The organism is Variovorax sp. PAMC28562 (assembly GCF_014303735.1).
GTDB lineage: Bacteria > Pseudomonadota > Gammaproteobacteria > Burkholderiales > Burkholderiaceae_C > Variovorax.
In genome coordinates this window covers 824,593-848,048 of sequence record NZ_CP060296.1, presented here as the reverse complement: position 1 = coordinate 848,048, position 23,456 = coordinate 824,593, and the positions used below count along the sequence as shown (strand labels likewise).

18 protein-coding genes and 1 pseudogene are annotated in these 23,456 nt (G+C 64.7%); 10 read left to right on the top strand and 9 right to left on the bottom strand.

Annotation, left to right across the window (positions count from 1 at the left end):
* Positions 1-100: 100 nt before the first annotated feature.
* Positions 101-238, bottom strand: a pseudogene (locus H7F36_RS22125) (taurine ABC transporter permease); the annotation flags it as partial.
* 144 nt (positions 239-382) lie between these two features.
* The gene (gene uvrA / locus H7F36_RS04060) at positions 383-3,451 is read right to left on the bottom strand and encodes an excinuclease ABC subunit UvrA (protein WP_187053470.1); all 3,069 of its coding nucleotides are present in this window, start codon (positions 3,449-3,451) and stop codon (positions 383-385) included.
* Positions 3,452-3,589: 138 nt separating this feature from the next.
* Between uvrA and ssb the strand changes: the two genes are divergently transcribed.
* Positions 3,590-4,111 carry a single-stranded DNA-binding protein gene (ssb, locus tag H7F36_RS04055; RefSeq protein WP_187053469.1) on the top strand — a complete coding sequence of 174 codons (522 nt, stop codon included), beginning with the start codon at positions 3,590-3,592 and terminating at the stop codon, positions 4,109-4,111.
* A 33-nt stretch (positions 4,112-4,144) separates the two neighbouring features.
* On the opposite strand, the gene H7F36_RS04050 is transcribed toward ssb, so the two are convergent.
* Positions 4,145-4,537 (bottom strand): BLUF domain-containing protein, encoded by a 393-nt coding sequence (locus H7F36_RS04050; protein WP_261802490.1) that lies wholly within the window; start codon positions 4,535-4,537, stop codon positions 4,145-4,147.
* A 238-nt stretch (positions 4,538-4,775) separates the two neighbouring features.
* Here H7F36_RS04050 and H7F36_RS04045 point away from each other — a divergent pair, with 238 nt between their 5' ends.
* Positions 4,776-5,780, top strand: a complete 1,005-nt coding sequence (locus tag H7F36_RS04045) for an LLM class flavin-dependent oxidoreductase (protein ID WP_187053468.1) — start codon at positions 4,776-4,778, stop codon at positions 5,778-5,780.
* A 17-nt stretch (positions 5,781-5,797) separates the two neighbouring features.
* Here H7F36_RS04045 and mnmA read toward each other — a convergent pair whose 3' ends face one another.
* The 6 genes from mnmA to H7F36_RS04015 form a co-directional block, all read right to left on the bottom strand.
* The gene (mnmA, locus tag H7F36_RS04040) at positions 5,798-6,901 is read right to left on the bottom strand and encodes a tRNA 2-thiouridine(34) synthase MnmA (protein ID WP_187053467.1); all 1,104 of its coding nucleotides are present in this window, start codon (positions 6,899-6,901) and stop codon (positions 5,798-5,800) included.
* 55 nt (positions 6,902-6,956) lie between these two features.
* Positions 6,957-8,678, bottom strand: coding sequence for a long-chain-fatty-acid--CoA ligase (locus H7F36_RS04035; protein WP_187053466.1), 1,722 nt, complete (start codon positions 8,676-8,678; stop codon positions 6,957-6,959).
* 112 nt (positions 8,679-8,790) lie between these two features.
* A complete protein-coding gene (locus H7F36_RS04030; RefSeq protein WP_187054790.1) occupies positions 8,791-9,279 on the bottom strand; it encodes an NUDIX hydrolase in 489 nt (162 codons plus the stop codon).
* Between the two features lie 10 nt (positions 9,280-9,289).
* A complete protein-coding gene (locus H7F36_RS04025; RefSeq protein ID WP_187053465.1) occupies positions 9,290-11,722 on the bottom strand; it encodes a CHASE2 domain-containing protein in 2,433 nt (810 codons plus the stop codon).
* Positions 11,723-11,743: 21 nt separating this feature from the next.
* Positions 11,744-13,498, bottom strand: a complete 1,755-nt coding sequence (locus H7F36_RS04020) for a FecR domain-containing protein (RefSeq protein ID WP_187053464.1) — start codon at positions 13,496-13,498, stop codon at positions 11,744-11,746.
* On the bottom strand, positions 13,495-14,223 hold the full coding sequence (locus tag H7F36_RS04015; protein ID WP_187053463.1) for a response regulator transcription factor: 729 nt from the start codon (positions 14,221-14,223) through the stop codon (positions 13,495-13,497). The genes H7F36_RS04020 and H7F36_RS04015 overlap by 4 nt, the downstream gene beginning before the upstream one ends.
* 405 nt (positions 14,224-14,628) lie before the next feature.
* On the opposite strand from H7F36_RS04015, the gene H7F36_RS04010 reads away from it, so the two are divergent.
* From H7F36_RS04010 to H7F36_RS03975, 8 genes are all read left to right on the top strand, one after another.
* A complete protein-coding gene (locus H7F36_RS04010) occupies positions 14,629-15,771 on the top strand; it encodes a Re/Si-specific NAD(P)(+) transhydrogenase subunit alpha (RefSeq protein ID WP_187053462.1) in 1,143 nt (380 codons plus the stop codon).
* A 12-nt stretch (positions 15,772-15,783) separates the two neighbouring features.
* Positions 15,784-16,107, top strand: a complete 324-nt coding sequence (locus H7F36_RS04005; protein WP_187053461.1) for an NAD(P) transhydrogenase subunit alpha — start codon at positions 15,784-15,786, stop codon at positions 16,105-16,107.
* Complete coding sequence (locus H7F36_RS04000; RefSeq protein WP_187053460.1) at positions 16,104-17,603, top strand: NAD(P)(+) transhydrogenase (Re/Si-specific) subunit beta; 1,500 nt, start codon at positions 16,104-16,106, stop codon at positions 17,601-17,603. Before H7F36_RS04005 ends, H7F36_RS04000 begins: the two co-directional genes overlap by 4 nt.
* Positions 17,604-17,660: 57 nt before the next feature.
* Complete coding sequence (locus tag H7F36_RS03995) at positions 17,661-19,355, top strand: long-chain-fatty-acid--CoA ligase (RefSeq protein WP_187053459.1); 1,695 nt, start codon at positions 17,661-17,663, stop codon at positions 19,353-19,355.
* Positions 19,356-19,424: 69 nt separating this feature from the next.
* Complete coding sequence (locus H7F36_RS03990) at positions 19,425-20,435, top strand: ABC transporter permease subunit (RefSeq protein ID WP_187053458.1); 1,011 nt, start codon at positions 19,425-19,427, stop codon at positions 20,433-20,435.
* Position 20,436: 1 nt separating this feature from the next.
* Entirely contained in the window at positions 20,437-21,342 is a 906-nt protein-coding gene (locus H7F36_RS03985; RefSeq protein ID WP_187053457.1) for an ABC transporter permease subunit, read from the top strand.
* On the top strand, positions 21,339-22,358 hold the full coding sequence (locus H7F36_RS03980) for an ABC transporter ATP-binding protein (RefSeq protein ID WP_187053456.1): 1,020 nt from the start codon (positions 21,339-21,341) through the stop codon (positions 22,356-22,358). Before H7F36_RS03985 ends, H7F36_RS03980 begins: the two co-directional genes overlap by 4 nt.
* Positions 22,355-23,407 (top strand): dipeptide ABC transporter ATP-binding protein, encoded by a 1,053-nt coding sequence (locus tag H7F36_RS03975; protein ID WP_222620431.1) that lies wholly within the window; start codon positions 22,355-22,357, stop codon positions 23,405-23,407. Before H7F36_RS03980 ends, H7F36_RS03975 begins: the two co-directional genes overlap by 4 nt.
* Positions 23,408-23,456 lie beyond the last annotated feature (49 nt).

The following is a 23,456-nucleotide window of genomic DNA, read 5'->3' as shown; positions in this document are numbered from 1 at the left end:
CAGTCACGCAAGATGCGTTCCAGGCGAAAGTCCAGGATTTCGGGATTGCGCCGAAAAATGAAATCAATCCCAATTTTGCAGGTTTCCCAGGTTTTGTCCATCAGATCCTGCCCTTCCACGGCACGACCTCGCGCTCCACCCACCGCATCAACAGATCGAACAGATATGCCACCACCCCGATCACGATGATCCCCATCACGACGATGTCGGTGCGCAGGAAGTTCGATGCGCGTGCGATCGTCGTGACCGCAATGGAACTTGTGGAGCGGCTCAACATGGTGGAGCGACTGATCCATCAGCGCATCGTTTTGCATGACACCCGGCGCGGGCGGCGTGTGCAGGCGACGGACGCCGTCGCCGCCTGATCGTTACAAGGTCGGGGCTAAAGCAACCGCTTCAAATACCGCCCCGTATGACTCGCCTCGTTGGCAGCGATGTCCTCCGGCGTGCCTTCACCCACCACTTCACCACCGCCGGCGCCGCCTTCCGGCCCCATGTCGATCAACCAGTCGGCGGTCTTGATGACGTCCAGGTTGTGCTCGATCACCACGATGGTGTTGCCGGCGTCGCGCAGTTGATGCAGCACCTTCAGCAGCAGCTCGATGTCGGCGAAGTGCAGGCCGGTGGTCGGCTCGTCCAGGATGTAGAGCGTGCGGCCGGTGTCGCGCTTGCTGAGCTCCAGCGCAAGCTTCACGCGCTGCGCTTCGCCGCCCGACAGCGTGGTCGCCGACTGGCCTAGCTTGATATAGCTCAGGCCCACGTCGAGCAGCGTGTGCAGCTTGCGCGAGATGGTCGGCACGGCTTTCAGAAACTCGTGCGCGACCTCGACCGTCATGTCGAGAATCTGCGCGATGTTCTTGCCCTTGTATTGCACCTCGAGCGTTTCGCGGTTGTAGCGCTGGCCGTGGCAGACCTCGCAAGGCACGTACACGTCCGGCAGAAAGTGCATCTCTACCTTCACCACGCCGTCGCCCTGGCAAGCCTCGCAACGTCCGCCCGCCACGTTGAAGCTGAAGCGCCCTGGGCCGTAGCCGCGCTCGCGCGCCGTGTTGGTCTCGGCCATGAGTTCGCGAATCGGCGTGAAGAGGCCGGTGTAGGTGGCCGGATTGCTGCGCGGCGTGCGGCCGATCGGGCTCTGGTCGACGTTGATCACCTTGTCGAAGTACTCGATGCCTTCGATGGCCTCGTGCGCTGCCGGCTCGTCGTGCGCGCGGTACAGCGTGCGGGCGACCGCGCTGTAGAGCGTGTCGTTGACGAGCGTCGACTTGCCCGAGCCCGACACGCCCGTCACGCAGGTGAGCAGGCCGACCGGGAAAGCGACGCTGACATTCTTCAGGTTGTTGCCGGTCGCGCCGATCACGCGAATTTCCTGCAGCTCGCTTTGCGAAGCCAGGTGCGCCGCCTCGCGCGCTGCACGACGCTCGGCCGCGGGGCTCGGCGCAAAGCGCGATTTCTTGCCGTCGTTGAAGGCCGCCTTGGCGACCACCGGAAGCCATGCCGTGCGGTGTTTCGGCACCGCGATTTCTCTGACGCCCGACAGGTACTGGCCCGTGAGCGACTCAGGGTTGGCCGCCACTTCCGCATACGTGCCTTGCGCCATCACGCGGCCACCGTGCACGCCGGCGCCCGGACCCATGTCGATCACGTGGTCGGCGGCGCGGATCATGTCTTCGTCGTGCTCGACCACGATCACGCTGTTGCCGATATTGCGCAGGTGCTTGAGCGTGCCGATGAGCCGGTCGTTGTCGCGCTGGTGCAGGCCGATGCTCGGCTCGTCCAGCACGTACATCACGCCGGTCAGGCCCGAGCCGATTTGCGATGCGAGCCGGATGCGCTGCGACTCGCCGCCCGACAATGTTTCAGCGCTGCGGTCCAGGCTCAGGTAGTTGAGTCCGACGTCGTTGAGAAACTTCAGGCGCAGGCCGATTTCGCGCACGATCTTGTCGGCGATCTCGGCCTTGGAGCCGCGCAGTTGCAGCGTCTGGAAGTACGCCAGGCATTCGCGCAGCGTGACGTGGCTGATCTCGAAGATGGGCGTGCGCGTCGGCTCGCTGCCGTCGGCCGGCGGCGCGCTCACCAGGAACACGTTGCGCGCCTCGCGACGCAGCCGGGTGCCGCCGCAGTCGGGGCACGGCTGCATGTTGCGAAAGCGCGTGAGTTCATCCCGTACCAGCACCGAGTCGGTCTCCCGAAAACGGCGCGCCATGTTGGGGATGATGCCTTCGAACGGATGCTTGCGCGACAGCTTCTTGCCGGCCTGCTGGCCGCTTTCCATCGCGTAGCTGAACTTGATTTCTTCTTCGCCGGAACCTTGCAGCACGGCGTTCTGGACGGCGGCGTCGAGCGATTCGAAGGGTGCGTCGATATCGAACTTGTAGTGCTTGGCCACGCTCTCCAGCATGCTGAAGTAATAGCCGTTGCGGCGGTCCCAGCCTTTGATGGCGCCACTCGCCAGCGACAGCGACGGGAACGCGACCACGCGCGCCGGGTCGAAGAATTCGCGATGACCCAGGCCATCGCAAGTCGGGCAGGCGCCGACTGGTGAGTTGAACGAGAAGAGGCGCGGTTCGAGTTCGGCCAGCGAGTAGTGGCAGACCGGGCAGGCGAACTTGGCGTTGAAGAGGTGCTCTTTGGGCGCGGCGGCGTTGCTCGCGGGCGTGATGTTCGTCGCGCTGTCTTCGCCCTCGGGCGTTTCCATTTCGAGTGCGATGGCACGGCCGTCGGCCAGTCTCAGCGTGGCCTCGAAGCTCTCCGCCAGCCGCTGCTGCATGTCGGGACGCGCGCGCAGCCTGTCGATCACCACGTCGATGTCGTGCTTCTCGGTCTTCTTGAGCTTGGGCAGGTCGTTGTATTCGTAGGTCGCACCATCGACGCGGAAACGCACGTAGCCGGCCGCCTGCATCTCTGCGAACAGGTCGAGGAACTCGCCCTTTTTCTCGCGCGCCACCGGCGCCAGGATCATCAGCCGCGGCTCGCCGGGCAGGGCGATGGTCGCGTCGACCATTTGCGATACCGTCTGCGCTTGCAGCGGCAAGTGGTGATCGGGGCAATAGGGAGTGCCGGCGCGTGCGTACAGCAGGCGCAGGTAGTCATGGATCTCGGTGACGGTTCCCACGGTGGAGCGCGGGTTGTGGCTGGTCGCCTTCTGCTCGATACTGATCGCGGGACTCAGCCCCTCGATGACATCGACGTCCGGCTTGTCCATCAACTGAAGAAACTGGCGCGCGTACGCCGACAGGCTTTCGACGTAGCGCCGCTGGCCTTCGGCATACAGCGTGTCGAACGCAAGACTCGACTTGCCCGAGCCCGACAACCCGGTGATCACCACGAGCTTGTTTCGCGGGATGTCGAGGTCGACGTTCTTCAGGTTGTGCGTGCGTGCGCCGCGAATGCTGATGCGCTGTTGCGCGAGCACGGCGCCGAGGTAGGCATCGTCAATGGGGGAGTTCACGGGCAGTCCGTTTTGGGCAACCGAGCATGATAAGTCGCGCGGGACTCAAGCGCGGTTCCGGGGCTTCGGAGCGCTTTGGCCCATGGGGCACAATTCTGCTTTTCCTCCTCCTTCAATCCTTCATCAGGGGCAGTGCACATGGCATCGGTCAATAAAGTCATCCTCGTCGGCAATCTCGGGCGCGATCCCGAAAGCCGCACCTTTCCCAGTGGCGATCAGGTCTGTAATGTGACCATCGCGACCACCGACAAGTGGAAAGACAAGTCCAGTGGCGAGATGAAGGAGGCGACCGAGTGGCACCGCCTCGTTTTCAACGGCAGGCTGGCTGAAATTGCCGCGCAGTACCTGCGCAAGGGCTCGCAGATCTACGTCGAAGGACAGATTCGGACCCGCAAGTTCACCGACAAGGAAGGCGTCGAAAAGTTCGCGACCGAGATTCGTGTCGACCAGATGCAGATGCTCGGTAGCCGGCAGGGTATGGGCGGCCCGCAAGGTGGTGGCGACGACGAAGGCGGCTATTCGCAAGGTGGGGGCGGTGGCGGCGGCTACGCACCGCGCGCTCCGGCGGCTGCGCCTCGCGCTCCTGCACCGGCGCCACGCCAGGCACCTGCCAAGTCGTCGTCCGGCTTCGACGACATGGACGACGACATTCCGTTCTGAAGCCGGGCCCCGCTCTTTTGACGTCGCTGCGTCTCAGGACGCCGGTGCGTCGACCGTTCGGCCTTCGGCAATAAGGTCGGCGATGCGCGTCATGACCAGTGCCCCGCCGGGAGAGTAGGGATCGAAGTCCGGCCAGATGATTTTTGTCTGCGGATCCACGTCGGACAGGTTCACATGCGCCATGGACCACTCACCGTAGTGGCGCTTGGTAATGCTTTCGCAATGGATCAGCTCCAGGTCGGTGTGGCGCGGGTCCGCAAAGATGCGTGAATACAGGCGCGTTACCAGCCCACGCTCGCCTTCGAGCACCTGCAAGAACACCCCTTGGCCCTCGCAGAGCACGCCTGTAATACCGTTCTGCGTGTTCCAGGCGTGCGCCGTGCGCAAGATCGCCTCGGTCAGTCTGGTTGATTGCAGATCGACCACCTTGCTTACATAGATCAAACGTATGAGCACGATTTTTGACGTCTTAGTAGTGTGTGAACCGGGGTGAAAGAGACAGCGCGAGGCTTCAAATCTCGGGCTCTTGCGCCCATTTACAGAGTAGCGGTTGGCTCGATGCCGTGTTCGACCGGGGTCATCGGCTCGGCGGGCACCTCATGATGCCTGGAGGAAAAGTTCTCGCACCCGTTGGAAATCGACGGTTCGGACCAAAATACCAGACATGGCCCCGACATCTACCCCCCTTTCGATCCTCGATCTTTCCCCCATTACTGAAGGCAGCGACGCCGGGCAGTCGTTCCGCAACTCGCTGTCGCTTGCGCAGCTCGGTGAAAAGCTGGGCTACCGGCGCTACTGGCTGGCCGAACACCACGGCATGCCGGGGATCGCCAGCGCGGCGACGGCGGTGCTTTTGGCGTACATCGGCGCGGGCACCTCGACCATTCGCATCGGCGCCGGCGGCGTCATGTTGCCGAACCATTCGCCGTTGGTGATCGCGGAGCAGTTCGGCACGCTCGAATCGCTCTATCCGGGCCGCATCGATCTTGGCCTGGGCCGCGCGCCGGGCTCCGACCAGCGCACCGCGCAGGCGCTGCGGCGCAATCTGGAATCGGATTCGGACCAGTTCCCGCAAGACGTGGTCGAGTTGATGGACTTCATGTCGAAGGAACCGCGGCAAGCCGTGCGCGCAGTGCCCGGTCAGGGGCTCGAAGTGCCAGTCTGGATTCTGGGATCGAGCACCTTCGGCGCCCAGTTGGCGGCGCACCTTGGCCTGCCCTATGCCTTTGCTTCGCACTTTGCGCCGCAGCAAATGATGCAGGCGATCCGCATCTATCGCGAGACCTTCAAGCCATCGGCGCAGCTGCAAAAGCCGCACGTGATGCTCGGCTTCAATGTGTTCGTGGCCGACACCGATGCCGAGGCTGAATTCCGTGCCAGCTCATGGCAGCAAGCTTTCGTGAATCTGCGCAGCGGACGGCCGGGACGCCTGCCGCCGCCGGTCGAAGGCTATCGGCAACGCGTCGGCGCGTCGGAAAACGCTCTGCTCGATTCGGTGTTGTCGTGTTCGGCGGTCGGTTCGCCCGAGACGGTGCGCGCCGGCGTCGATGCCTTCATCGCGCGCACTGGCGCGGACGAATTGATGATCACGTCGCAGGTGTTCGACCACTCGGCGCGACTGCGGTCCTACGAGTTGCTGGCCGGGTTGCGCGAGACAGTGGATGCCTGACTAGGTGGCGTGATCTTCTAGACAATCACGCCGCCGCCAAGGCACACGTCGCCGTCGTACACGACGGCTGACTGGCCCGGCGTCACTGCCCACTGCGGCGCATCGAACGCTAGGCGAAACGCCTGGTCGGTGCCCTTGTCAAGCTCGCATGCCGAGTCGACCTGCCGATAGCGCGACTTCGCCGCATAGTCGCCTGTTGCGGGCGCAGCACCCGCCACCCAGCTCGCATCGTCGGCTTCCAGCAGATTCGACAGAAGCCACGGATGCTCGTGCCCCTGCACGACCCACAAGGTGTTGTGCTCGACATCCTTGCGCGCCACGAACCACGGCGCGTGATCACCCGCACCGCGTTGTGCGCCCTTTGCCTTGATGCCGCCGATGCCCAGACCTTGCCGCTGGCCGAGCGTGTAAAAACTCAGGCCCTGATGTTCGCCGATGGTGCGGCCGCGTTCGTCCTTGACCGGACCCGGCGCCTTGGAGATGTAGCGATTGAGGAATTCGCGAAACGGCCGCTCGCCAATAAAGCAGATGCCGGTCGAGTCTTTCTTCTTCGCGTTGGGCAGACCGATCTCGTCGGCGATGCGGCGCACTTCGGTCTTGTGCAACTCACCGATCGGGAACAGCGTCTTCGACAGCTGCTGCTGGTTCAGGCGGTGCAAAAAGTAGCTCTGGTCCTTGGAGCCGTCGAGGCCCTTCAACAGCTCATACTTTTGCGTGGCTTCGTTGAAGCGAACACGCGCGTAGTGACCGGTCGCAATTTTTTCGGCACCGAGCCGCATCGCGTGATCGAGAAAGGCCTTGAACTTGATCTCGGCATTGCACAGCACGTCGGGATTCGGTGTGCGGCCGGCCTGGTACTCGCGCAGGAATTCGGCGAAGACACGGTCTTTGTAGTCGGCCGCGAAGTTGACGTGTTCGATCTCGATGCCAAGCACGTCGGCCACGCTGGCGGCGTCGATGAAGTCGATGTTCGAGGAGCAGAACTCGCTGTCGTCATCGTCTTCCCAATTCTTCATGAAGATGCCGACGACCTCGTGGCCCTGCTGTTTGAGCAGGTGCGCCGTCACTGCGGAATCGACTCCGCCCGACAGGCCCACCACGATGCGCTGTTTTTTAGACATAGGGACAGCATTGTCCCAGCGTTGCATTGCACGGGTACCCCGTGCGGTCTAGCGATCAGGCCATCGCGCGCTTGCGGGCTTCCTCTTCGACCAGGTCCTTCTTCGACAGCTTGCCGACGGCCGTCTTCGGCAGCTCTTTGCGCACTTCGAGGAATCCGACCATTTCGTGCTTGCCAAGGCGGTCTTTCAGGAAGGTCTTGAGCGCATCGAGTTCGAGCGGTTCCGCGTCGGCCTTGAGCACGACGAAGGCTTTGGGCGACTGTCCGCGGTACTCGTCGGGCACGCCGATCACGCACACCTCCGCGACCGACGGATGCTCGTAGATGGCTTCTTCGAGCACGCGCGGGTACACGTTGAAGCCGCCGCACAGCAGCATGTCCTTGGTGCGGTCGACGATGTAGAGAAAGCCGTCGGCATCGAACCTGGCGACGTCGCCACTGCGGAAGTAGCCGTCGGGCGTCATCGAGTCGGCCGTGGCGCCGGGGTTGTTCCAGTAGCCGAGCATCACGTTCGGCCCCTTCACGCACAGCTCGCCCGGCTCCCCGGTGGCGACCTCTTCGCCTGAGCCGTCGAGCGCCAGCAACTTGATGAGGATGCCCGGCAGCGGCATGCCACACGAGCCCGCCTTGCGTGCACCGCGTGCCGGCGTGAAGGTGCCCGAGGGCGAGGTCTCGGTCATGCCCCAGCCTTCGTTCAGGTGGCAGCCGGTCATCTCGAAGAAGCGCTGCTCTACCTCGACCGGCAGCGGTGCGCCGCCGGAGCCGCAGAACTTGAGCGACGTCATGTCGGTCTCTTTGGCCTTGGGGTGCGACAGCATCGCCGTGTACATGGTCGGCACGCCCGGAAATACGCTGATCCTGCCTACCGATATCTCGCGCAGCACCGCGTCGATGTCGAACTTGGTGTGCAGCACCAGCGCGGCGCCGAGCCGCATGCCGAGCAGCATCGCCGCGCTCAGCGCGTAGATGTGAAAGAGCGGGAGCACGATCAAAAAGCGCTCCACGCCTTCGTCCAGGATGGGCGGATTTCCTTTGGTCGATTCGAGGTATTGCGCGCTCGCCGCACCCAGGTTGGCGTGGGTCAGCATTGCGCCCTTGGGAAGGCCGGTGGTACCGCCCGTGTACTGCAGCACGACGACTTCTTTCTTCAGGTCGCCGAGCGGATGCCGCACGACACCCGCGCCGTCGTTGTCGAGCAACTGCGCAAACGACATGTGCTTGGCGTCGACCGGCACCGGCGCCAGCAGCCCGGCACCCTGCAGCATCGCGTTGACCTTGTCGGGTGCGCCGCTGTATTCGGCGAGGCTGCCGACCACCAGCTTCTTCAGGCGCGAACTCGTGAGAATGCGCGCCATCTGCGGGTACAGCACGGCCAGGTCGAGCGTGACGAGGATGTCGGTCTGGCTGTCCTCGACCTTGTGCGCCAAGACGCGCTCGACGTCGAGCGGCGAATAGTTGACCACCACACCGCCGGCTTTCAGCACGCCGAAAAACGCGATCGGATAGTGCGGCGTGTTCGGCAGGAAGAGCCCCACATGCACGCCCGGCTTCACGCCGAGTGCCTGGAAGCCCTTGGCGGCCTTGTCGCTTAGCGCGTCGAGTTCGCGGTAGCTGATGACTCGGCCCATGAACTCGATGCAAGAGTTGTCGGGCCAGCGTGCTGCGGCGTCTTCGAGAAACTGCGCGACCGGCTTGAAGGCCAGCTCGGCGTCCCAGCGCATGCCGGGCGGATACGACGTCGTCCAGGGGGTTTTTCCGGGCGTGGCGGCTTGTGTCATGTCGTCTCCAAAGGTCACTTCTTGAAGACCCCATTGTGGAAGCGCGTCTGCGTCGACAAGCGCCGCTGGGCTCGGGGCTTTCCCGTATGCGCAGCCGACAAATCCCGAACTTCTACAGCTTTTTCAGCGACGCGACGGACGCGTCGACATGCACCAGGTCCAGCGGAAAGCGCCGGCCGGCCAGGTAGTCGTCGATGCACTGCATCAGCAACGGGCTGCGGTGGCGCTCGACGTTCCCGCGGAGTTCTTCCGCCGTCATCCACAGCGTGCGCACGATGCCGTCGTCGAGCGTGCGGTCGGCTTCGAAGGCGCCCAGCGTGCCTGCAAATGCGAAGCGCAGGTAGGTCACGTCGTCACCGTTCGTCTTGCGCGAGGCGCGCGCCATGTAGATGCCGACCAAGGCCGTCGGCGCGAAGTGGTGCGCCGTTTCTTCGAGCGTTTCGCGGACGCATCCTTCGGCGGGCGATTCGCCTGGGTCGAGGTGGCCGGCGGGCGTGTTGAGCTTCAGTCCGTCGCCGGTGTGTTCTTCGACGAGCAGGAACCGGCCGTCGCGTTCGATGACGGCCGCCACGGTGACGTTGGGTTTCCAGCGCTCGGCCATGGTCATCGGGTCACTCCTGCACGTCTTTTCTCAATTCTTCCAGTTCGGCAGCGGTCGGCCTGGGCAGCACCAGCGTCACGGTGCAGCCGGCATTGGCCGCGCTGTCGATCTCGATCGTTCCGCCATGACGATGCACGGCGGTGCGCACCAGCAGCAAGCCCAAACCGACACCGTGCACGTCGGGGTGACTGTCGCGGTGGAGCCTGTTGAACGGCTGGAACAACTGCGACTGTAGCTCCGGCGGGATGCCGGGCCCCTGGTCCTGAACGCCAATGCGCCATGTCGGGCCGGAGTCAGCTTCGGCTTCGACAAGGCTGCAGCGCAGATCGGCGCCCGGTGGCGAGTACTTGAGCGCATTGCTCAGCACGTTGATCAGCGCCCGGGTGAGCAAACTCCGGTCGGCGGTGCAGGGTGCGTCTTCCAGCGCAGTGGTCAGAAGCACCCGCACTTTGCGCTGTCGCGCCGCGATCCATGCGTCATCGATGGCCATCTGCATCAGCGCCACGAGATCGAGTATTTCCGCGCGGAACGGCTGGGCTTCGGCACGGGCGAGGTTGACGAAGCCATCGGCCAGTTCGAGCCCGGTTCGCGCATGGCGCTCGATGCGCTGGAACAGCGCGTCACCTTCGAAAAGTTCGGGGCGCGTGCGCGCCAACTCGATGGTGGTCAGTATCGACGCGCTCGGTTCGCGAATGTCGTGCGAGATAAAGCGCAAGGCTTCGTCGCGCTGGCCCTGCGCGCGGCGCATCTTGCTGATATCGACCAGCGCCACCATCCAGCCGGCATGCGCGTTGGCATCGTCGAAGAACGGCACGCAGCGCAACAGCAACGAATGGCCCTTTGGGTCTTCGCCTTCGCCCATGATCGGCTGCACACCGTTCAACAAGGCGCCGGTCGGCATCATCGGGGCGCCCGTCGTGCGCCAGCGCAGCTCTGCGAGCAGCCGGTGCGCATCTCGGCCGAACAGGCCTGTGGCATCGGTTTGCCAATATCGCTGCGCAGCGATGTTGGAGATCATCACTCGGCCGCGGCCGTTCAGAATCATCGTCGCGTCGGGCAGATGGTCGATGCCATCGCGCACGAAGCGATGCAGGTCGCGCATGCGCTGTGCGGCGGCCGATGTGGCGGCCATTTGCCGATCCAGAAAGTCGCCACGTCCCGGCCTCGGCGGCGGCAACGGCACCGTGCCGCCCTTGAAATCGAGCGCCAGCTGCGCGGTTTCCCAACGCAGGTAGCTCAGCGCGGCATACAGGCGCAAAAAGCTCCACAGCGGATAGACCAGCAGCAAGCCCGCGAAGCCCGCCGCCGGCGCAAACTGAACGCCCACCCAGGGCCGCGTCGCGTTCAGCCCGAGGCGCAGCGCGAGCATGGCGCCGATCAACGCGATCACGCCGACGGGCCGCAGCCAGAGCAGTCCGAAGAGCGCCACGGCGAGCGGCAAGAGGTTGTAGGCAAGGTCTTGCCAGATCGACGCGTCGACCACGCGCCGCCCGCTCAGCACGCCCTCGAGCACGTCGGCAAAGATCTGTACGCCGGGGGTGAGGCCTGTGACGCTCGGCGCCGTCGTGGCATAAGCATCGCCCATGCCGACCGCGGTGGCGCCGACGAGCACGTATTTGTCCCTGAAAACATCGGGCGCGACGCGACCTTGCAGCACATCGACGTACGACACCGTGCCAAAGGGCTGCTCGCCGCGCGCGAACACGACCAGCTCATGCTGCTCGCGCAGCCATGGCGAATTGCTTTCAATGGCCGGCAACGGCGGACGCGGCGGCGGCGCCTGGCCTTTTTCGTACGCCAGCGCGGCGTCGTGCAGCGCGACGACGAAGTGCGGCCAGGGGCGGCCCTCGAAACCTTCGCGCATGTAGACGCTGCGGGTGATGCCGTCCTGATCGAGCGACAGATGCGCATGGCCGATGGCATTGGCCGCACGGGCCAGCAGGGGCGTCGGCAGTAGTTCTTTCTGCGTTTGCTGGCCGACCGATTGCAGCGCCATCGGCAGCACCACACAACCGCTGTCCTGCATGGCCTGCGCCAGCACGGCATCGTCGGCGGCGTAAGTCGAATCTTGTTCCGGCAGCAGCAAGTCAAAGCCGATGCAGCGGGGGTTTTGCGCCGCAATGCGCCGCAGCGCTTCGGCATGCAGGGCGCGTCGCCAGGGCCAGCGGCCGATGGCCGCGAGCGACTTTTCGTCGATCGCGACGATGACCACGTTGCCGGATGGTTTCTGTTCGAGCGGCGCGCCGGTGTTTTCTTGTAGCAGACGATCGAAGCGCGGCAGCGGCTGGGTCAGCGTGAGCTCGGTCACGAGTGCGAGCAGGCCGACAGTGAGCACCAGCCAGGCGCCGCGGCGACGCCAGTAGCGTTGAAGCGCTTTGCGGAACGGCGTTTGCGGAGCGGGGTCCGAGTCGCCGGGCAGCAAGGGCGCAGGCGTTGTCGCCATGGTGGAAACCGGGCCCGCGGCTCAGGGCCGGGCGAGCGGTTCGCCGTCGCCGCTCACCACGCCGCCGCCGGTCGAGGTCCGCACCACGCCGCCGATGCGCAGCAAACGTGGCGGCGAATACGGCCCTTCGGCACCCGATGCGTCGCGTGCCCGGAGTCGCACGTAGTAGGCGCCACGCTCGACGCCGTTGATGGTCCAGCGCGGCGCCTTCAGATCAGCTTCGAGGACGATTTGCCGGAAGGCCTCGTCTTTGGCGATCTGGCCGTGGAAGCTGTGACCGGCCACTGCGCTCCAGTTGAGCGTCGGTGCGTCGCCGGCATCCGCCACGTCCAGCGTGCCGACCTTGGGTGTCGCGATGAGCGAGAAGCGCTGCGGCGTCGCGAACGGGCCGTGTCCCGGCCCGGGCGTCTGCACCGATGCGACGCGCCAGTAATAGTCGCCGAGGGGCAGCGTCGCCAGGCCGAGTCGGCAACGGGACAGCCCCGGTTGATCGACCTCGGGCTGCGAAAAATCAGCGCGGCTCGAAACCTGCAGATGGACTTCGGTGCCGGCCACTTCAGAGCACACGAGTTGCGCGGCTTCGCTGGTCACACGTGCGTCGGGCGCGGGGCTTTGATACAGCGGTGGTACAGGGTGCGCGTGGACGCGGATGCTGCGCCTGGCCTCCGCGCCGGCCAGTCCTTCGGTGTCGACCGAGCGAATCCCCAGCATGTAGTCGCCATCGTCGAGCGCGACGAACTTCACTGCGCGGCCGGCGAACATGCCATCGCGCAGCACTTCGCGAAAGGTGTTGTCGCGGGCGATGCGGACTTCGTGGCGTGTGGACGCCTCGCTTTCGCCCAGGTCAAGGACGAGCTGGTCGGCGTCCTGGTACTCGGCTGGCAAGGCGGTGAGGTCCGGTGCGGCCGGTAGGGCGCGGCGCTCTCCGAATTTGCCGTTGCCGTCGACGAGCACGCCCTGACCTGCGGTGACGGTGGTGTTTCGGGAAGCACCGCGCGCGGGCTTGCGCGCCTGCACCGCCACCGTGCCTTCGCTGACCGAGGTGCCGGTGCGGCCATCGAGCCCGACGGCGACATCGAAGTGCGTGCCGCGTACGCTGGCCACGGCGCCGGGTGCATGAATTTCGAAGACGCGGCCCTTGGGTTGTTTGGAGACTTCGGACTCGACCTTACCGCCGCGCACGTCGATGATCGATTCGAAGCTGTCGGAGGCCGCGCCGCGTCGGCGCAGACGTTTGAGTTCGACGTCGGAACCGGCCAGGATGCGCACGATCGAACCGTCTGCCAGTCGAAGCAGAAGGTAGCCGTCTTCAGGCACCTTTATTTTTGCGCCTTCGACGAGGGTGTTGCCGATCGCCAGCGGCTCTGCAATGGCGCTGGCAGGTGCCGGCACGCCGGTCGCGCCTTTGGCCAGTTCGCGGCGCGGCGCGGCCGGATCTGCAGCTGCTGCCGCGTTGATCGCTGTGGGCGAACCCCTGACGAACTCGACCCGTGCGTTGATGGCAGCGGGCTTCATCAGCCGCGCCGGAATCTGCAGCATCGTGCCGACGGCGATCTTGTTCGGGTCTTGAATGCGGTTGAGCTTTTGCAGCAGCGGCCATTGCTTGGGCGACCGCAGGTAGGTCGCTGCGATCGATGGCAGGGTCTGGCCCTCTTCGACCCGGTGGGTCGTGAACCCGTCGGGCCCACGTGCCCAACTCGGGCTCGCGGCCAGGGCGACCAATGCTGCGGCCATCAGCGACGCGGCGCCGGCGCCGCGCCATTGCACTGGCCTCATGAAGGCGTGCCGAGGGCGGTGCGAACGTCTGAAAAGCTGTCGGCCTCCAGCGCTTCGAGCCGATAGCCAAGACCATAGATGGCCGACAGCAAGAAGCCGTTGGCCGGACGCAGGTCGAGCTTGCTGCGAAGGCGTGACACGTGAGTGTCGAGCGAGCGCGAAGCCGGTTCCGGCCCGAGTCCCCAAACGGCTTCACGCAAATGCTCGCGTGACAGCAGCCGGCCCATGTTCTGGAACAAGAAAAGCGCAAGTTCGTACTCGCGGTGCTTCAGTTCGACAGCCTTGTTGTTGACTTCGAGGCTGCGCGATTGTGGAAAGAAGTGGTATGGCCCAAAGACCAGTTCCGACTCGAAATGCGCCGGATAGGCCCGGCGCAACAGCGCCTGCACGCGCGCCTTGAGCTCGCCGACGCGGATCGGTTTGACCATGAAGTCGTCGGCACCGGCGCCGAGGCCTTCCACCATGTCGGCCTCTTCGCGCCGGTTGGTCACGAACAGGATCGGTAGCCGGCTCGCGAGCTCTTCGCGAATCCAGCGCACGACTGTCGGGCCTTCGACGTCCGGCAGGCTCCAGTCGAGAACCAGCAAGTCGAAGGTCTGCGTCCGGAGGTCGCGTAACAGCGTCCTCGCGTCCGCATAGCCGTGGCATTCGTGGCCGATGCCATCCATCGTGTGTTGAATCAGCTCGAGCTGACCCGCTTCGTCGTCAAGCGCCGCAATTCTCATTTTTTGAGCTCCCTGCTAACCGATTTCTACTGACCTAACGCGGCCTTGAACCGCTGCGCGCATGTTAACGACGGGCCTCCTGGAACAACTGTTAACTACTCCACGGATAGATGACCGTGCGGATAACAAATGTCATCAGCCGAGAACTAGTGCGCTTTGGCTATCTTGGTTTCCCAACATAGCCAGGGCAGCAAGCGCAACGCCATGATGTGCGGCACTGTCAGTCGCGCGTCCCGTGCAATCTGCCCGGGGTAGACGTCCAGTTGCTATCATTTAGATAGCAATAGGAGGAGGCTGGCCGGGCGGTTTGGTGCTCTGGCGTCCGCGTAACCGCTTAGCCGCCGGGCCGGAGTCTTGCGGTAAGCTCTGCCCGCATTCCGCGACCCCTGCCCTGAGGAGACTTCTATGCTGATAGGCGTACCCGCCGAAACGACGGCGGGTGAAACCCGAGTGGCCGTCACCCCCGAGACGGTCAAGAAACTGTCGGCACTGGGCCACACCTTGCGTGTGCAGTCGGGCGCCGGCGTCGCAGCCAGCGTGACCGACGCGGCCTATCAGGCGGCTGGCGCCGAGATCGTCGATGCCGCGGGTGCCTACGCCGCGGAGATGGTTCTGAAGGTGCGCACGCCGTCCGACAGCGAAGCCGCCCTGATGAAGCCCGGCACCGTCCTCATCGGCATGCTCAACCCTTTCGACGCCACCGGCCTGCAGCGCATGGCCACGGCGGGCCTGACCGCCTTCGCGCTCGAAGCCGCCCCCCGCACCACGCGCGCCCAGAGCATGGACGTGCTCAGCTCGCAGGCCAACATCGCCGGCTACAAGGCAGTGATGATCGCTGCCGACAAATACCAGCGCTTCTTCCCGATGCTGATGACCGCCGCCGGCACCGTCAAAGCCGCCCGCGTCGTGATCCTCGGCGTCGGCGTAGCCGGCTTGCAGGCCATCGCGACGGCCAAGCGCCTGGGCGCGGTGATCGAGGCGTCAGATGTGCGCCCGAGCGTCAAGGAACAGATCGAGTCGCTCGGCGGCAAGTTCATCGAAGTGTCGTACGACACCGACGAAGAGAAGGAAGCGGCAGTAGGCGTCGGAGGCTACGCCAAGCCGATGCCTGCGAGCTGGCTGGCGCGCCAGCAGATCGAGGTGGCCAAGCGCGTGGCGCTCGCGGACATCGTGATCAGCACCGCGCTCATCCCCGGCCGCGCCGCACCGACGCTCATCACCGAAGACATGGTCAAGGCGATGAAGCCCGGCTCGGTGATTGTCGACATCGCCGCCGGCAAGGGGCCGGACGGCGTGGGCGGCCTTACCGGAGGAAATTGTCCGATTTCCGAACCCGACAAGACGGTGGTCAAGCATGGTGTGACGATCGTCGGCGAAACCAACCTGGCGGCACTGTTGTCGGCCGATGCCTCGGCGCTCTATGCGCGCAACGTGCTCGACTTCGTGAAGCTGATCGTCACCAAGGAAGGCGCGCTCAAGATCGATCTGGAAGACGACATCGTCGCCGCCTGCCGTGTGTCGCACGACGGCCTGGTCACCAAAAAATAACGAGGAGAAGCCATGGACCCCGTATCTCACACAGTCATCAACCTGATCATCTTCGTGCTGGCCATCTACGTGGGTTACCACGTGGTGTGGACCGTCACGCCGGCGCTGCACACGCCGCTGATGGCCGTGACCAATGCGATCTCGGCGATCGTCATCGTGGGCGCCATGCTGGCGGCTGCCCTCACCGTCACGCCGCTGGGCAAGACCATGGGCGTGCTGGCGGTGGCGCTGGCGGCGGTCAACGTCTTCGGCGGTTTCCTGGTGACCCGGCGGATGCTGGAGATGTTCAAAAAGAAAGAGAAAAAGACCGTGGCACCCGCAGGAGACAAGACATGAGCATGAATGTGGTCACGCTGCTGTACCTCGTCGCCAGCGTCTTCTTCATCCAGGCCCTGAAAGGCCTGAGCCATCCGACCACCTCGATCCGCGGCAACGTCTTCGGCATGAGCGGCATGGCGATCGCCGTGGTGACGACCATCGCGCTGGTGCACGGCCAGGCGCAGTCGCTCAACGTCGACTTCGGCCGCGGCCTGGCGTGGGTGCTGGGCGCGCTGGTGGTCGGCGGTGGTGTCGGCGCCTACATGGCGAACAAGGTCGAGATGACCAAGATGCCCGAGCTGGTCGCCTTCATGCACAGCATGATCGGTCTGGCCGCGGTGTTCATCGGCGTGGCTGCGGTGGCAGAGCCGTGGGCCTTCGGCATCACGCCGCCGCCAGTGGCTGCCGTCGCGGCCGCCACGACGGCCGATGGCGCGGTGCTGGTCGACGGCTTTCTGCGCTACGCGATTCCGTTCGGCAACCGGCTCGAGCTGTTCCTGGGCGCGGCCATCGGCGCGGTCACCTTCAGCGGCTCGGTCATCGCCTTCGGCAAGCTGTCGGGCAAGTACAAGTTCCGCCTGTTCCAAGGTGCCTCGGTCCAGTTCAAGGGCCAGCACATGCTCAACCTGGTGCTCGGGTTGCTGATGCTGGTGCTCGGGCTGGTGTTCGTCGGCACCGAAAGCTGGATTGCATTTTTCGCGATGCTGGCGCTGGCGTTCGTGATGGGCGTACTCATCATCATCCCTATCGGCGGCGCCGACATGCCGGTGGTGGTGTCGATGCTCAACAGCTACTCGGGCTGGGCGGCGGCGGGCATCGGCTTCTCGCTGAACAACGCGATGCTGATCATCGCGGGCTCCCTGGTGGGCTCGTCGGGCGCGATCCTGAGCTACATCATGTGCAAGGCGATGAACCGCTCGTTCTTCAACGTGATCCTGGGCGGCTTCGGCGGCGAGGCCACGACCGCGGCCATCGGCGCCAAGGAGCAGCGCCCGGTCAAGACCGGCAGCGCGGACGATGCGGCCTTCGTGCTGGGCAACGCCGAGACGGTGGTCATCGTGCCGGGCTACGGCCTGGCTGTCGCTCGCGCACAGCACGCGGTGAAGGAGCTTGCGCAGAAGCTCACTGACAAGGGCATCAAGGTCAAGTACGCGATCCACCCGGTGGCGGGCCGCATGCCGGGCCACATGAACGTGCTGCTGGCCGAAGCGGAAGTGCCATACGACCAGGTCTTCGAGATGGAAGACATCAACGGCGAGTTCGGCCAGGTCGACGTGGCGATCATCCTCGGTGCCAACGACGTGGTGAACCCCGCAGCGCACACCAAGGGCAGCCCGATCTACGGCATGCCCATCCTGGAGGCGTACAAAGCCAAGACAGTGATCGTGAACAAGCGAAGCATGGCGGCAGGCTATGCGGGCCTGGACAACGAACTGTTCTACATGGACAAGACCATGATGGTCTTCGGCGATGCGAAGAAAGTAGTCGAGGACATGGGCAAGGCGATCGAGTAGCCTGACGGCGAGCCACGAGCCCGAACGCGAGCACCGAACAAAGAGAGACACAGAGACATGACAGACCGCCCCTGGCTGAGCAGCTACCCGCAAGGCGTACCCGCCGACATCGACGCCTCGCGCTACGCGTCGCTCGTCACGCTCATGGAAGAAAGCTTCACCAAGTACGCCGATCGCACGGCCTACAGCTTCATGGGCAAGGACGTCAGCTACGCCGAGACCGACAAGCAAAGCAAGGCGTTGGCGGCGTACCTGCAAGGTCTCGGCCTGGTCAAGGGCGACCGCGTCGCCGCGATGATGCCCAACTGCCCGCAGTACCCGATGGCCGTCGCCGCCATCCTGCGGGCGGGGCTGATTCTGGTGAATGTGAATCCGCTCTACACGCCGCGCGAGCTCGAGCACCAATTGAAGGACTCCGGTGCCAAGGCGATCGTGATCATGGAGAACTTCGGCGTCACGCTGCAGCACTGCATCGCGTCAACGCCGATCAAGCACATCGTGCTCGCGTCGATGGGCGACCGGCTCGGCTTTTTGAAGGGTGCGCTCGTCAACTATGTGGTGCGCAACGTCAAGAAGCTCGTGCCCGACTTCAATCTGCCGACTGCGGTGCGCTTCAACGATGCGCTCGACCAGGGCGCGGCCCGGACATTCCAGCCCGTGACCATCGGGCCGGACGATGTCGCGGTGCTTCAGTACACCGGCGGCACCACCGGCGTATCGAAGGGCGCGGTGCTGCTGCATCGCAACGTGATCGCTAACGTGCTCCAGTCAGAAGCCTGGAACGACCCTGTCATGCATCGCGTGCCCAATGGCGAGCAGCCGACCAGCGTGTGCGCGTTGCCGCTCTATCACATCTTCGCGTTCACGGTGAACATGATGCTGGGACTGCGCACCGGCGGCAAAGTGATCCTGATCCCCAATCCGCGCGACATGGCCGCCACGCTGAAGGAGTTGTCCAAGCACACCTTCCACAGCTTCCCTGCGGTCAACACGCTCTTCAACGGACTGGCCAATCATGCGGACTTCAATACCGTCAACTGGAAGAATCTGAAGGTGTCGGTCGGTGGCGGCATGGCCGTGCAGGGCGCTGTCGCCAAGCTCTGGCTCGAGAAAACCGGCTGCCCGATTTGCGAAGGTTACGGCCTGTCGGAAACCTCGCCGTCGGCCACTTGCAACCCGACCACCAGCACGTCCTACACCGGCACCATCGGGCTTCCGCTGCCGAGCACCTGGCTCAAGCTGCTCGACGACGACGGCATCGAAGTGCCGGCCGGCGAGCGGGGCGAAATCGCCATCAAGGGCCCGCAGGTGATGGCGGGCTACTGGCAGCGACCCGATGAAACAGCCAAGGTCATGACGCCCGATGGCTATCTCAAGACCGGCGACATCGGCACCGTCGATGCGCAGGGCTTCTTCAAGATCGTCGACCGCAAGAAAGACATGGTGCTGGTGAGCGGCTTCAACGTCTACCCTAACGAGGTCGAAGACGTGGTGGCCACGCTGGCCGGCGTGCTCGAATGCGCGGTGGTCGGCGTGCCGGACGAGAAGACCGGCGAAGCGGTCAAGCTGGTGATCGTTCGCAAAGACCCGACGCTGACGGAAGACCAGGTCAAGGAGTTCTGCCGTGCCAACCTCACCGGCTACAAACAGCCGCGCGTGATCGAATTCCGTACCGACCTGCCAAAAACGCCGGTCGGCAAGATCCTGAGACGCGAACTGCGCGACGCCAAGAAGCCGGCTGCGGCCGTCTGACCGCCCTCCGGTAACAGGAACGGAAACGCGCGTCGGTCGGCCGGCACTGGTCTTGCATCAAGACGATCGATGTTCCGTTTCATTCTCACGCGCCTGAGCCTTTTGGTGCCGACCTTCATCGGCATGACGCTGCTCGCGTTCTTTTTGATTCGTCTGGTGCCCGGTGACCCGATCGAAACGCTGGCCGGTGAGCGCGGTATCGACCCGGCGCGCCATGCAGAACTGCTGAAGGCCTATGGCTTCGACAAGCCTCTGATCGCGCAATACGGCATCTACATCGCGCGGGTGCTGCACGGCGACCTGGGCAAATCGGTCATCACGCAGGAGCCGGTCATGAGCGAGTTCTTGTCGCTCTTTCCTGCCACGGTAGAGCTTGCGCTGTGTGCCATCGTCTTTGCCCTGGTGCTCGGAATTCCAGCCGGGATCCTGGCGGCGGTACGACGAAATTCCATCTTCGACCACGGCGTGATGGCGGTGTCGCTCACTGGCTATTCGATGCCGATCTTCTGGTGGGGCCTGCTGCTCATCCTGTTCTTTTCGGTGCAACTGGGATGGACGCCGGTGTCGGGACGCATCGCCGTCCAGTATTTCATCGAGCCGAGCAGCGGCTTTCTGCTCATCGATTCGCTGCGGGCCGGCGACGTCGACGCTTTCTGGTCGGCACTGCATCACCTCATCCTACCGACCATCGTGCTCGGCACGGTGCCGCTCGCGGTCATCGCGCGCATGACGCGCTCGGCCATGCTCGAAGTGCTGGGCGAGGACTACATCCGCACTGCGCGCGCCAAGGGCTTGTCGCGTTTTCGCGTGGTCGCGCTGCACGCGTTGCGCAACGCGCTGATTCCGGTAGTGACGGTCATCGGGCTTCAGGTCGGCGTGCTCTTCACGGGCGCCATCCTGACCGAGACGATCTTCTCGTGGCCCGGTGTCGGCAAGTGGTTGATCGAGGCGATTGGCCGGCGCGACTATCCGGTGTTGCAGGGTGGCATGCTGCTGCTGGGCGTTATCGTGATGATCGTGAATCTGCTCGTCGACGTGGCCTACGGCGTCATTAATCCGCGTATCAGGCAGTCGCGCTGACATGGCCTTGTCCACCTCTTCTTCGCCCATCCTCGTGATGACCGCACCGCCCGGGCCATGGCGCGAGTTCTGGGCCGCGTTCTCGGCGAACCGGGGCGCTGTGATGGGGCTCGTCGTCATCGTCGTACTGTTGTTCGTTGCGTTGGCGGCTCCGCTGATCGCACCGCACGCGCCCAACCTCACGAACAGCGCCGCATTCTTGCGGCCACCGTTCTGGCAGCAGGGCGGCTCGATCACTTACTTCCTCGGCACCGACGCCATCGGCCGCGACATCCTGTCGCGCCTCATGTTCGGCGCGCGCCTGTCGTTGTCGATCGGCATCGCGGTGGTGGCGATGTCGGTGATCGTGGGCGTCTCACTCGGCCTCATCGCAGGCTTCTTTCGTGGCGTCGTCGAGATCGCGATCATGCGGGCGATGGACATCGTGCTGACCTTGCCGAGCCTGCTGCTGGCCATCGTGGTGGTGGCGATTCTTGGGCCGGGGCTCGTCAACGCGATGCTCGCGGTGGCGATCGTCGTGCTGCCGCATTACGTGCGCATCACGCGGGCGGCGGTCATCACCGAAGTTTCGCGCGACTACGTGACGGCGGCACGCGTCAGCGGTGCCAGTACCTTGCGGCTCATGTTCAGCGAGGTGCTGCCCAACTGCGCGGCGCCGCTGATCGTGCAGGCGTCGCTCGGCGTCTCGACGGCCATCCTCGATGCGGCGGCGCTCGGCTTTCTCGGCCTCGGTGCGCAGCCGCCATCGCCCGAGTGGGGAACGATGCTGGCCGACGCGCGTGAGTTCGTGTTGCGCGCGTGGTGGGTCGTGACGTTTCCGGGGCTGGCGATCCTGATCGCTGTGCTCGCCTTCAACCTGCTGGGCGACGGGCTGCGCGATGCGCTCGACCCGAAGTTGAAACGATGAGCCTGCTCGACATCAAGGAGTTGCACGTCGACTTCCCCACGCAGGGCGGCGTGCTGCACGCCGTCGACGGCGTGAGCCTGACGGTCGACGAAGGCGAGGTACTCGGCATCGTCGGCGAATCGGGCTCGGGCAAGAGCGTCACGATGATGGCGCTGATGGGCCTCATCGCCTACCCCGGCCGCGTGCAGGCGGCGCACATGCGCTTTGCCGGCAACGACCTGCTCGGCATCTCCGACAAGGCGCGCCGCAACCTGGTCGGCAAGGATGTCGCGATGATCTTTCAGGACCCGACGACCAGCCTCAACCCCTGCTTCACGGTCGGCTTCCAGCTGATGGAAACCTTGCGGCTGCATCTGAAGCTCGACAAGCGTGCAGCCAAGACACGCGCCATCGAGCTGCTCGAACAGGTCGGCATTCCGGCGGCGGCGACGCGCATCGGCAGCTATCCGCATCAGCTCTCGGGTGGCATGAACCAGCGCGTGATGATCGCGATGGCGATCGCCTGCAACCCTCGCTTGCTGATCGCCGACGAGCCGACCACCGCGCTCGACGTGACCATCCAGGCGCAGATCCTCGACCTGCTGCGCAACCTGCAAAAAGAGCGCGGCATGGCGCTGGTGCTCATCACTCACAACATGGGCGTGGTGGCCGACATGGCGCAGCGCGTGGCGGTCATGTATGCGGGCCAGGTGATGGAAGAGCAGCGCGTCGACCGACTCTTCAGCACCCCGCAACATCCGTACACCGAGGCATTGCTGGCGGCGTTGCCGGAACGCGCTGCGCCGGAAGGTCGGCTCGCCACGATCGCTGGCATGGTGCCCGGCGTGCACGACCGTCCTGCGGGCTGTCTTTTTTCGCCGCGCTGCGTCGACGCGACGGCCAACGCTTGCGCGGTGCGGCCGGCGTTGCAAGCGTTTCAGGACGCACAGGTGCGTTGCCACTTTCCGTTGGGCGACGCGGATCGGTCGATTGCCATCATGGATGACCGTTCGCGCGCAGTCGAGGCGCTGTCATGAGCGCCGCCGAGCCCGATTTGAAATCGATGACGACAGAACCCTCGTCGAGCGAAACCGTGGTCGAGGCGGTCGACCTGAAGCGCGTCTACGAGGTGCGGCGCGGGTTGTTCCGTGCGCCTGCGAAATTGCAGGCCGTCGGCGGCGTTTCGTTCAGGCTGGCGCGCGGCCGCACGCTCGCGGTGGTCGGTGAATCGGGGTGCGGCAAGTCGACGTTGGCACGCATGGTGTCGTTGATAGAAAAGCCGACATCGGGCCGCCTCACTTTGATCGGCGTCGACGCGGTCGACCCGCCGCTCGACCGCAAGCGTGAGCTGCGCCAGGCCGTGCAGTTGGTGTTCCAGAACCCATTCGGCTCGCTCAACCCACGCAAGAAGATCGCAGCCGTACTAGAAGACCCGCTCGCCATCAACACGGCGTTGAGCAAGGCCGACCGTGCCGCCAAGGCGTGCGACATGTTGGCGCGTGTCGGCCTGCGGCCCGAACATGCCAACCGATATCCGCACATGTTCTCCGGCGGCCAGCGGCAGCGTATCGCCATCGCGCGGGCACTCATGCTGGAGCCGCGGCTGCTGGTGGCAGACGAGCCGGTGTCGGCGCTCGACGTGTCGATCCAGGCGCAGGTGTTGAATCTGCTGGCGGACCTGCAGGCCGAGCTCGGGCTCGCATACCTTTTCATTTCGCACGACCTGGGCGTGGTGCGGCACATCGCGCACGATGTGCTGGTCATGTACCTCGGCCACGCTGTGGAGCAGGGGCCTAACGCGCGCATCTTTGCGCGTCCGCTGCATCCCTACACGCAAGCGCTGCTGGCATCCACGCCGGGGCTCGCGACCGCGCGCATCGTGTTGCAGGGTGAGTTGCCGTCGCCGCTCGATCCTCCGGCCGGTTGCGTGTTCAGCACGCGCTGTGGGCACGCTACCGAACGCTGCCACATCGAGCGCCCGCTGCTGCGCGCACTCGACGAGCGCATGGTGGCGTGCCACTATGCCGAGAAGTTCATCGATGGGCCGGTCGCGGTGCAGATCGCGCGCTCGCCGATGGCGTTCTGAATTCGCTGAGTCACCACGTCACTTCGTGACCCGTTTTGTCGTTCAGTTT

Coding starts and splice junctions, on each gene's coding strand:
- ssb (WP_187053469.1), top strand. CDS start 3,590: ATGGCATCGGTCAATAAAGTCATCCTCGTCGGCAATCTCGGGCGCGAT.
- H7F36_RS04045 (WP_187053468.1), top strand. CDS start 4,776: ATGGCCCCGACATCTACCCCCCTTTCGATCCTCGATCTTTCCCCCATT.
- mnmA (WP_187053467.1), bottom strand. CDS start 6,901: ATGTCTAAAAAACAGCGCATCGTGGTGGGCCTGTCGGGCGGAGTCGAT.
- H7F36_RS04035 (WP_187053466.1), bottom strand. CDS start 8,678: ATGACACAAGCCGCCACGCCCGGAAAAACCCCCTGGACGACGTCGTAT.
- H7F36_RS04030 (WP_187054790.1), bottom strand. CDS start 9,279: ATGGCCGAGCGCTGGAAACCCAACGTCACCGTGGCGGCCGTCATCGAA.
- H7F36_RS04025 (WP_187053465.1), bottom strand. CDS start 11,722: ATGGCGACAACGCCTGCGCCCTTGCTGCCCGGCGACTCGGACCCCGCT.
- H7F36_RS04020 (WP_187053464.1), bottom strand. CDS start 13,498: ATGAGGCCAGTGCAATGGCGCGGCGCCGGCGCCGCGTCGCTGATGGCC.
- H7F36_RS04015 (WP_187053463.1), bottom strand. CDS start 14,223: ATGAGAATTGCGGCGCTTGACGACGAAGCGGGTCAGCTCGAGCTGATT.
- H7F36_RS04010 (WP_187053462.1), top strand. CDS start 14,629: ATGCTGATAGGCGTACCCGCCGAAACGACGGCGGGTGAAACCCGAGTG.
- H7F36_RS04005 (WP_187053461.1), top strand. CDS start 15,784: ATGGACCCCGTATCTCACACAGTCATCAACCTGATCATCTTCGTGCTG.
- H7F36_RS04000 (WP_187053460.1), top strand. CDS start 16,104: ATGAGCATGAATGTGGTCACGCTGCTGTACCTCGTCGCCAGCGTCTTC.
- H7F36_RS03995 (WP_187053459.1), top strand. CDS start 17,661: ATGACAGACCGCCCCTGGCTGAGCAGCTACCCGCAAGGCGTACCCGCC.
- H7F36_RS03990 (WP_187053458.1), top strand. CDS start 19,425: ATGTTCCGTTTCATTCTCACGCGCCTGAGCCTTTTGGTGCCGACCTTC.
- H7F36_RS03985 (WP_187053457.1), top strand. CDS start 20,437: ATGGCCTTGTCCACCTCTTCTTCGCCCATCCTCGTGATGACCGCACCG.
- H7F36_RS03980 (WP_187053456.1), top strand. CDS start 21,339: ATGAGCCTGCTCGACATCAAGGAGTTGCACGTCGACTTCCCCACGCAG.
- H7F36_RS03975 (WP_222620431.1), top strand. CDS start 22,355: ATGAGCGCCGCCGAGCCCGATTTGAAATCGATGACGACAGAACCCTCG.